This is a genomic window from Streptococcus sp. 68 (genome assembly GCF_013277415.1).
In the GTDB taxonomy this organism is placed as follows: Bacteria; Bacillota; Bacilli; order Lactobacillales; family Streptococcaceae; genus Streptococcus.
Window position 1 is genome coordinate 315,766 of the sequence record NZ_VMMX01000010.1, and the last position, 10,153, is coordinate 325,918.

At 43.6% G+C, this 10,153-nt stretch carries 7 protein-coding genes and 1 pseudogene; 7 read left to right on the plus strand and 1 reads right to left on the minus strand.

Going from position 1 to position 10,153, the window contains the following annotated elements; genetic code table 11:
• Window positions 1–96: 96 nt before the first annotated feature.
• Window positions 97–257, minus strand: a pseudogene (locus HT720_RS06315) (helix-turn-helix domain-containing protein); the annotation flags it as partial.
• Window positions 258–530: 273 nt separating this feature from the next.
• Here HT720_RS06315 and rpsL point away from each other — a divergent pair.
• From rpsL to HT720_RS06350, 7 genes are all read left to right on the plus strand, one after another.
• Complete coding sequence (gene rpsL / locus HT720_RS06320) at window positions 531–944, plus strand: 30S ribosomal protein S12 (RefSeq protein ID WP_001142332.1); 414 nt, start codon at window positions 531–533, stop codon at window positions 942–944.
• 19 nt (window positions 945–963) lie between these two features.
• Window positions 964–1,434: a 30S ribosomal protein S7 gene (gene rpsG, locus HT720_RS06325; protein ID WP_000087873.1), complete on the plus strand. Its 471-nt coding sequence runs from the start codon at window positions 964–966 to the stop codon at window positions 1,432–1,434.
• A gap of 424 nt (window positions 1,435–1,858) precedes the next feature.
• Window positions 1,859–3,940: an elongation factor G gene (fusA, locus tag HT720_RS06330; RefSeq protein ID WP_000090345.1), complete on the plus strand. Its 2,082-nt coding sequence runs from the start codon at window positions 1,859–1,861 to the stop codon at window positions 3,938–3,940.
• 103 nt (window positions 3,941–4,043) lie between these two features.
• On the plus strand, window positions 4,044–8,435 hold the full coding sequence (locus tag HT720_RS06335) for a PolC-type DNA polymerase III (RefSeq protein ID WP_173274986.1): 4,392 nt from the start codon (window positions 4,044–4,046) through the stop codon (window positions 8,433–8,435).
• An 18-nt stretch (window positions 8,436–8,453) separates the two neighbouring features.
• Window positions 8,454–8,606 (plus strand): hypothetical protein, encoded by a 153-nt coding sequence (locus HT720_RS06340; protein WP_000776626.1) that lies wholly within the window; start codon window positions 8,454–8,456, stop codon window positions 8,604–8,606.
• 21 nt (window positions 8,607–8,627) lie between these two features.
• Window positions 8,628–9,869: an aminopeptidase gene (locus HT720_RS06345; RefSeq protein WP_173274987.1), complete on the plus strand. Its 1,242-nt coding sequence runs from the start codon at window positions 8,628–8,630 to the stop codon at window positions 9,867–9,869.
• 9 nt (window positions 9,870–9,878) lie between these two features.
• Window positions 9,879–10,109 (plus strand): GlsB/YeaQ/YmgE family stress response membrane protein, encoded by a 231-nt coding sequence (locus HT720_RS06350; RefSeq protein ID WP_000901572.1) that lies wholly within the window; start codon window positions 9,879–9,881, stop codon window positions 10,107–10,109.
• Window positions 10,110–10,153 lie beyond the last annotated feature (44 nt).

The window sequence follows — 10,153 nt, forward strand, 5'->3', positions numbered from 1 at the left end:
TGACTTTCCCAATAGATTTGTTCATGTCTTATTTCAATTCAATATAAAACTAACTTCCAGTTTTCCACAACCTAGCTTTTAGTATGAGAAAAACGCGTTGTTACAGACATAAGGAGCTTTTTGAGAAGTGGGCAATCCGTGCAATCAGATTTGATGGATGTTGGATGCATGATGCGATTGCGCTTGATTTCTTTTGAAATCGTTGACGGGTCTTTTCCCATCTTCTCAATGATGGAACGGAAAGTCTCACACTTAATTCCACCATAAAAATTCGTTTTAGACTAATTTCCACTTTGGTTAGGCAAGTGGAAGTTACTTTGAGAAGTTAGCAGAGCTAAAATTAAGAATAAAAAAGAAAAATATCTTGACAAGCAAGGGAAAATTTTGTTACAATAATAGACGGTACTTTTTACTTTTGGTCTCTCAAGAGTGTACAGGGACGTGCTGACAAATGTTGCAAAAGTACACACAGATGATAGCTGTCACCAAGTGTATCATCACCAAAAATAAAAAAACACAGGAGAATGTAGATGCCTACAATTAACCAATTGGTTCGCAAACCGCGTAAATCAAAAGTAGAAAAATCTAAATCACCAGCTTTGAACGTTGGTTACAACAGTCATAAAAAAGTTCAAACAAACGTTTCTTCACCACAAAAACGTGGTGTTGCAACTCGTGTTGGAACAATGACACCTAAAAAACCTAACTCAGCCCTTCGTAAATTCGCTCGTGTACGTTTGAGCAACCTTATCGAAGTTACTGCCTACATCCCAGGTATCGGACACAACTTGCAAGAACACAGCGTGGTGCTTCTTCGTGGTGGACGTGTAAAAGACCTTCCAGGGGTACGTTACCATATCGTCCGTGGTGCACTTGATACTGCAGGTGTTAACGATCGTAAACAAGGCCGTTCTAAATACGGTACTAAACGTCCAAAAGCATAAGGAAAGGGGATAAAGAGAAATGAGTCGTAAAAATAGAGCTCCAAAACGTGACGTATTGCCAGATCCGCTTTACAATTCACAACTAGTTACTCGTCTTATCAACCGCGTTATGCTTGATGGTAAACGTGGTACAGCTGCTTCAATCGTTTACGGTGCCTTTGAGCAAATCAAAGAAGCTACTGGAAACGATGCACTTGAAGTATTTGAAACAGCTATGGAAAACATCATGCCTGTACTTGAAGTACGTGCACGTCGTGTTGGTGGTTCTAACTACCAAGTCCCAGTTGAGGTTCGTCCAGAACGTCGTACAACACTTGGACTTCGTTGGTTGGTAACAATCGCTCGTCTTCGTGGTGAACACACAATGCAAGACCGTCTTGCAAAAGAAATCTTGGATGCTGCTAACAACACTGGTGCAGCTGTTAAGAAACGTGAAGACACTCACCGTATGGCTGAAGCTAACCGTGCATTCGCACACTTCCGTTGGTAAGATAGGATGCGAAAGCGTTAAGAAAGTCCCAGAGAAAATAGGGAATCGAAGCAGGTTGCGATTGCAACCAATGAGATTCATCTTTTTCTCCAGACTTTTAGCTTGAGCTCAACTATATCATGATGCTAGGAACGGTAAGGATGTAAGGTGAAAATAGAAAACTGACGCAGTATTCGACGAATACAAGGAAGTTTATCTTTTTCACACAGCATCCCGTTCCGACTCAAATCGGCTAATTAACTTTAGCCCAGGTTCAAATTAGCTAAATCGATTAGTATTAGCTATAACTCAACTTACCAACTCGTAAGTTGAAACCAACAATATCATGAAAACATTGAGAACGGGTAGGTCCTGCCTATCCGTTTTTATTAAAATCGTGTTATAATAGAATAGAAATCAAAAATAAATAGGAGAAACAAACCTCATGGCACGCGAATTTTCACTTGAAAAAACTCGTAATATCGGTATCATGGCTCACGTCGATGCTGGTAAAACAACTACAACTGAGCGTATCCTTTACTACACTGGTAAAATCCACAAAATCGGTGAAACTCACGAAGGTGCGTCACAAATGGACTGGATGGAGCAAGAGCAAGAGCGTGGTATCACGATCACATCTGCTGCGACAACAGCTCAATGGAATAACCACCGCGTAAACATCATCGACACACCAGGACACGTGGACTTCACAATCGAAGTACAACGTTCTCTTCGTGTATTGGATGGTGCGGTTACCGTTCTTGACTCACAATCAGGTGTTGAGCCTCAAACTGAAACAGTTTGGCGTCAAGCAACTGAGTACGGAGTTCCACGTATCGTATTTGCCAACAAAATGGACAAAATCGGTGCTGACTTCCTTTACTCTGTAAGCACACTTCACGATCGTCTTCAAGCAAACGCACACCCAATCCAATTGCCAATCGGTTCTGAAGATGACTTCCGTGGTATCATCGACTTGATCAAGATGAAAGCTGAAATCTATACGAACGACCTTGGTACAGATATCCTTGAAGAAGATATTCCAGCTGAATACCTTGACCAAGCTCAAGAATACCGTGAAAAATTGATCGAAGCAGTTGCTGAAACTGACGAAGAATTGATGATGAAATACCTCGAAGGTGAAGAAATCACTAACGAAGAATTGAAAGCTGGTATCCGTAAAGCGACTATCAACGTTGAATTCTTCCCAGTATTGTGTGGTTCTGCCTTCAAGAACAAAGGTGTTCAATTGATGCTTGATGCGGTTATCGACTACCTTCCAAGCCCACTTGACATCCCAGCAATCAAAGGTATTAACCCAGATACAGACGCTGAAGAAACTCGTCCAGCATCTGACGAAGAGCCATTTGCAGCTCTTGCCTTCAAGATCATGACTGACCCATTCGTAGGTCGTTTGACATTCTTCCGTGTTTACTCAGGTGTTCTTCAATCAGGTTCTTACGTATTGAACACTTCTAAAGGTAAACGTGAACGTATCGGACGTATCCTTCAAATGCACGCTAACAGCCGTCAAGAAATCGACACTGTTTACTCAGGTGATATTGCTGCTGCCGTTGGTTTGAAAGATACTACAACTGGTGACTCATTGACAGATGAAAAAGCTAAAATCATCCTTGAGTCAATCAACGTTCCAGAACCAGTTATCCAATTGATGGTTGAACCAAAATCTAAAGCTGACCAAGATAAGATGGGTATCGCCCTTCAAAAATTGGCTGAAGAAGATCCAACATTCCGCGTTGAAACAAACGTTGAAACTGGTGAAACAGTTATCTCTGGTATGGGTGAGCTTCACCTTGATGTCCTTGTTGATCGTATGCGTCGTGAGTTCAAAGTTGAAGCAAACGTAGGTGCTCCTCAAGTATCTTACCGTGAAACATTCCGCGCTTCTACTCAAGCTCGTGGATTCTTCAAACGTCAGTCTGGTGGTAAAGGTCAATTTGGTGATGTATGGATTGAATTTACTCCAAACGAAGAAGGTAAAGGATTCGAATTCGAAAACGCAATCGTCGGTGGTGTGGTTCCTCGTGAATTTATCCCAGCGGTTGAAAAAGGTTTGGTAGAATCTATGGCTAACGGTGTTCTTGCAGGTTACCCAATGGTTGACGTTAAAGCTAAGCTTTACGATGGTTCATACCACGATGTCGACTCATCTGAAACTGCCTTCAAGATCGCGGCTTCACTTGCTCTTAAAGAAGCTGCTAAATCAGCACAACCAGCTATCCTTGAGCCAATGATGCTTGTAACAATCACTGTTCCAGAAGAAAACCTTGGTGATGTTATGGGTCACGTAACTGCTCGTCGTGGACGTGTAGATGGTATGGAAGCACACGGTAACAGCCAAATTGTTCGTGCTTACGTTCCACTTGCTGAAATGTTCGGTTACGCAACAGTTCTTCGTTCTGCATCTCAAGGACGTGGTACATTCATGATGGTATTTGACCACTACGAAGATGTACCTAAGTCAGTACAAGAAGAAATCATTAAGAAAAACAAAGGTGAAGACTAATCTGTCCTCACTCTAGAAGGAAGTCACTTAGTGGCTTCCTTTTGTCTTTAGAAAATGCCTCTAAGTATGGTAAAATAGTAGAAGAATAATGTGAGGAAAATGAATGTCAAATAGTTTTGAAATTTTGATGAATCAACTGGGGATGCCTGCTGAGATAAGACAGGCTCCTGCTTTAGCGCAGGCTGATATTGAGCGAGTTGTGGTTCATAAAATTAGTAAGGTATGGGAGTTTCATTTCGTATTTTCTAATATTTTACCGATTGAAATCTTTTTAGAATTAAAGAAAGGTTTGAGGGAAGAATTTTCTAAGACAGGTAATAAAGCAATTTTTGAAATCAAGGCTCTGTCTCAAGAATTTTCAAATCAACTCTTGCAGTCCTACTATAGGGAGGCTTTCTCTGAAGGGCCATGTGCTAGCCAAGGTTTTAGGTCCCTTTACCAGAATCTGCAAGTTCGTGCTGAGGGCAATCAACTCTTTATTGAAGGCTCTGAGGCGATTGATAAGGAACACTTTAAGAAAAATCACCTTCCTAATTTAGCCAAACAACTTGAAAAGTTTGGTTTTCCAACTTTTAATTGTCAAGTCGAGAAGAATGATGTGCTGACCCAAGAGCAGGAAGAGGCCTTTCATGCTAAAAATGAGCAGATTGTTCAAGTGGCCAATGAGGAAGCGCTCCGTGCTATGGAGCAACTAGAACAGATGGCACCTCCTCCAGCGGAAGAGAAACCAGCCTTTGATTTTCAAACGAAAAAAGCTGCAGCTAAACCGAAGCTGGATAAGGCAGAGATTACTCCTATGATCGAAGTGACGACGGAGGAAAATCGTCTGGTCTTTGAAGGAGTTGTTTTTGATGTGGAGCAAAAAGTGACTAGAACAGGGCGTGTTTTGATCAACTTTAAAATGACGGACTACACTTCAAGTTTTTCTATGCAAAAGTGGGTTAAAAATGAGGAAGAGGCCCAGAAATTTGACCTTATCAAGAAGAATTCTTGGCTCCGAGTGCGTGGGAATGTGGAGATGAATAACTTCACACGCGATTTGACTATGAATGTGCAGGATGTGCAGGAAGTTGTTCACTATGAGCGGAAGGATTTGATGCCAGAAGGAGAACGGCGGGTTGAGTTTCATGCTCATACTAATATGTCGACCATGGATGCTCTACCAGAGGTTGAAGAAATCGTTGCGACAGCTGCTAAGTGGGGACACAAGGCGGTTGCCATCACGGACCATGGGAATGTCCAGTCCTTCCCACATGGCTATAAGGCGGCCAAGAAAGCGGGAATCCAGCTAATCTATGGAATGGAAGCCAATATAGTGGAGGACCGTGTCCCTATCGTCTATAACGAAGTGGGGATGGACTTGTCAGAAGCGACCTATGTGGTCTTTGACGTGGAAACGACGGGACTTTCAGCTATCTATAATGATTTGATTCAGGTTGCGGCCTCTAAGATGTACAAGGGGAATGTCATTGCTGAATTTGATGAATTTATCAATCCTGGTCATCCCTTGTCAGCTTTTACTACTGAGTTAACTGGAATTACAGATGACCATGTCAAAAATGCCAAGCCACTGGAACAAGTTTTGCAAGAATTCCAAGAATTTTGTAAAGATACGGTCCTAGTTGCCCACAATGCGACCTTTGACGTTGGCTTTATGAATGCCAACTATGAGCGTCATGGTCTTCCAAGGATTAGTCAGCCGGTTATTGATACACTTGAGTTTGCTAGAAACCTCTATCCTGAGTATAAACGTCATGGTTTGGGCCCTTTGACCAAGCGTTTTGGTGTGGCCTTAGAACATCACCACATGGCCAACTACGATGCGGAAGCTACTGGTCGCCTGCTTTTCATCTTTATCAAAGAAGTAGCAGAAAAACATGGTGTGACCGATCTAGCTAGACTCAACATTGATTTGATTAGTCCAGATTCTTATAAGAAAGCTCGGATTAAGCATGCGACCATCTATGTCAAGAATCAAGTAGGGCTAAAAAATATCTTTAAGCTGGTTTCCTTGTCTAATACCAAGTACTTTGAAGGGGTACCACGGATTCCGAGAACGGTTCTAGATGCCCATCGGGAGGGCTTGATTTTAGGATCAGCCTGTGCAGAAGGCGAAGTTTTTGATGCGGTCGTTTCTCAAGGTGTAGATGCGGCGGTTGAGGTGGCCAAGTATTATGACTTTATCGAGGTCATGCCACCAGCTATCTATGCTCCCTTGATTGCCAAGGAGCAGGTCAAGGATATGGAAGAACTCCAGACCATTATCAAAAGTTTGATAGAGGTTGGAGAACGTCTTAGCAAGCCTGTTCTGGCTACGGGAAATGTCCACTATATCGAACCGGAAGAAGAGATTTACCGTGAAATTATCGTCCGTAGTTTGGGACAGGGGGCTATGATTAACCGAACCATTGGTCATGGAGAACATGCCCAACCAGCTCCTATGCCAAAAGCCCATTTTAGAACGACCAATGAGATGTTGGATGAATTTGCCTTCTTGGGAGAGGAATTAGCTCGTAAACTGGTTATTGAAAATCCCAATGCCTTGGCAGAAATCTTTGAACCTGTTGAAGTTGTTAAGGGGGATTTGTACACGCCTTTCATCGACAAGGCGGAAGAAACGGTCGCTGAATTGACCTACAAGAAGGCCTTTGAGATTTATGGAAATCCGCTGCCAGATATCGTTGATTTGCGGATTGAAAAAGAATTAACCTCTATTCTGGGGAATGGATTTGCCGTGATTTATCTGGCATCGCAGATGCTGGTGCAACGTTCCAATGAACGGGGTTACTTGGTTGGTTCTCGTGGGTCTGTCGGATCTAGTTTTGTTGCGACCATGATTGGGATTACAGAGGTCAATCCTCTCTCTCCTCACTATGTCTGTGGTCAGTGTCAGTACAGCGAATTTATCACCGATGGTTCGTATGGTTCAGGATTTGATATGCCCAATAAGGACTGTCCAAACTGTGGTTATAAACTCAGTAAAAACGGACAGGATATTCCTTTCGAGACCTTCCTTGGTTTTGATGGAGACAAGGTTCCCGATATTGACTTGAACTTCTCGGGGGAAGATCAGCCTAGCGCCCACTTGGATGTGCGTGATATCTTTGGTGAAGAATATGCCTTCCGTGCAGGAACGGTTGGTACGGTGGCTGCCAAGACCGCTTATGGATTTGTCAAGGGCTACGAGCGAGATTATGGCAAGTTTTATCGTGATGCAGAGGTGGAACGTCTAGCCCAGGGAGCTGCTGGTGTCAAACGAACGACAGGCCAACACCCGGGGGGAATCGTTGTTATTCCGAACTACATGGATGTCTATGATTTCACGCCTGTTCAGTATCCAGCGGATGACGTGACGGCTGAATGGCAGACCACTCACTTTAACTTCCATGATATAGACGAGAACGTCCTCAAACTCGATGTACTGGGACATGATGATCCGACCATGATTCGGAAACTGCAGGATTTGTCAGGGATTGATCCTAATGAAATTCCTATGGATGATGAAGGTGTGATGGCCCTCTTTTCAGGGACTGATGTGCTAGGGGTGACTCCTGAGCAAATCGGAACACCGACGGGTATGCTGGGGATTCCAGAGTTTGGGACCAACTTTGTACGTGGAATGGTAGACGAGACCCATCCGACAACTTTTGCAGAATTGCTTCAGCTGTCTGGTTTGTCCCACGGTACCGACGTTTGGCTGGGCAATGCCCAAGATCTGATTAAGCAAGGAATAGCGGACCTATCGACTGTTATCGGTTGTCGGGACGACATCATGGTTTACCTCATGCATGCTGGTCTTGAACCTAAGATGGCCTTTACCATCATGGAACGCGTACGTAAGGGCTTGTGGCTGAAGATTTCTGAAGAAGAGAGAAATGGCTATATCGAAGCCATGAAGGGCAATAAGGTACCAGAGTGGTATATCGAATCCTGTGGGAAAATTAAGTACATGTTCCCTAAAGCCCATGCGGCAGCCTACGTTATGATGGCCTTGCGTGTAGCTTACTTCAAGGTTCATCATCCCATTTATTACTACTGTGCTTACTTCTCCATTCGTGCTAAGGCTTTTGATATTAAGACTATGGGTGCAGGCTTGGATGCTATCAAGCGCAGAATGGAAGAAATCTCTGAAAAACGGAAGAACAATGAAGCCTCTAATGTGGAAATCGATCTTTATACAACTCTTGAGATTGTCAATGAGATGTGGGAGCGTGGTTTCAAGTTTGGCAAACTCGATCTCTACCGTAGTCAGGCGACAGAGTTCCTCATCGACGGGGATACTCTCATTCCGCCATTTGTAGCAATGGATGGTCTGGGAGAGAACGTTGCCAAGCAGTTGGTGCGAGCGCGTGAAGAGGGAGAATTCCTCTCTAAAACAGAATTGCGCAAGCGTGGTGGACTTTCCTCAACTTTGGTTGAAAAGATGGATGAAATGGGTATTCTTGGCAATATGCCAGAGGATAACCAGTTGAGTTTGTTTGATGAGTTGTTTTAAGGCCTTGGAGGGAAAAAAATGAAACTAAGAATTTTTGCGGAAGATAAGCCGGCTGAGAAGGTATTTGAATATCAATTAGAACTTGCTGATCAGACAATTCTTCTATCAACAGCACTCTTGTCAGGTGCTATTGCTTTAGCAGGATTATTCTCTGCTTTGAAAGAAAAATAAAAATAGAAAAGAGAAAATTACATGGTTTTACCAAATTTTAAAGAAAATCTAGAAAAATATGCGAAATTGTTGGTTGCGAACGGAATTAACGTGCAACCTGGTCATACTTTGGCTCTCTCTATCGATGTGGAGCAACGTGAGTTGGCTCACTTAATCGTCAAAGAAGCTTATGCCTTGGGTGCGCATGAGGTCATCGTTCAGTGGACAGATGATGTCATTAACCGTGAGAAATTCCTCCACGCACCGATGGAGCGTCTGGACAATGTACCAGAATACAAGATTGCCGAGATGAACTATCTCTTGGAGAACAAGGCTAGCCGTCTCGGAGTTCGTTCTTCTGACCCAGGTGCTTTGAACGGTGTGGACGCTGACAAGCTTTCAGCTTCTGCTAAAGCTATGGGACTCGCTATGAAGCCAATGCGCATCGCAACGCAATCCAACAAGGTTAGTTGGACTGTAGCAGCCGCTGCTGGACTTGAGTGGGCTAAGAAAGTCTTTCCAAATGCTGCGAGCGATGAAGAAGCAGTCGATCTCCTTTGGGACCAAATCTTCAAAACTTGCCGTGTCTACGAAGCAGATCCTGTTAAGGCTTGGGAAGAGCATGCAGCTATCCTCAAGAGCAAGGCTGATATGCTTAATAAAGAGCAATTTTCAGCTCTTCACTACACAGCTCCAGGGACCGATTTGACCCTTGGCTTGCCGAAGAACCACGTTTGGGAATCAGCTGGTGCAATCAATGCACAGGGCGAAGGATTCTTGCCAAATATGCCGACAGAGGAAGTCTTCACAGCGCCTGACTTTCGTCGTGCAGATGGTTATGTAACCTCTACAAAACCGCTTAGTTATAACGGAAATATCATCGAAGGTATTAAGGTGACCTTTAAGGATGGACAAATCGTAGATATCACTGCTGAGAAGGGTGATCAGGTCATGAAAGACCTTGTCTTTGAAAATGCGGGTGCGCGTGCCTTGGGTGAATGTGCCTTGGTACCAGATCCAAGCCCAATTTCTCAGTCAGGCATTACCTTCTTTAACACTCTTTTCGATGAAAATGCGTCAAATCACTTGGCTATCGGTGCAGCCTATGCAACTAGCGTTGTTGGTGGAGCGGAGATGAGCGAAGAGGAGCTTGAAGCTGCGGGGCTTAACCGTTCAGATGTTCACGTAGACTTTATGATTGGATCTAGTCAAATGGATATCGATGGTATCCGTGAGGATGGGACACGTGTACCACTCTTCCGTAAGGGAGATTGGGCAAATTAAGGAGATAATATGTTAGGAAGTATGTTCGTTGGTCTCCTAGTGGGATTTTTAGCAGGTACTCTAACCAATCGTGGAGAGCGAATGGGTTGCTTTGGGAAAATGTTTCTCGGTTGGATTGGTGCCTTTATAGGGCATTTGCTTTTTGGGACTTGGGGACCGATAATAGCAGGAACTGCCATCATTCCGGCAGTACTAGGTTCCATGATTGTCTTAGCGATTTTTTGGAGACGAGGAAGTTAATTTCCTAAATCTGATACTCAATGACAATCAAAGAGCAAACTAGG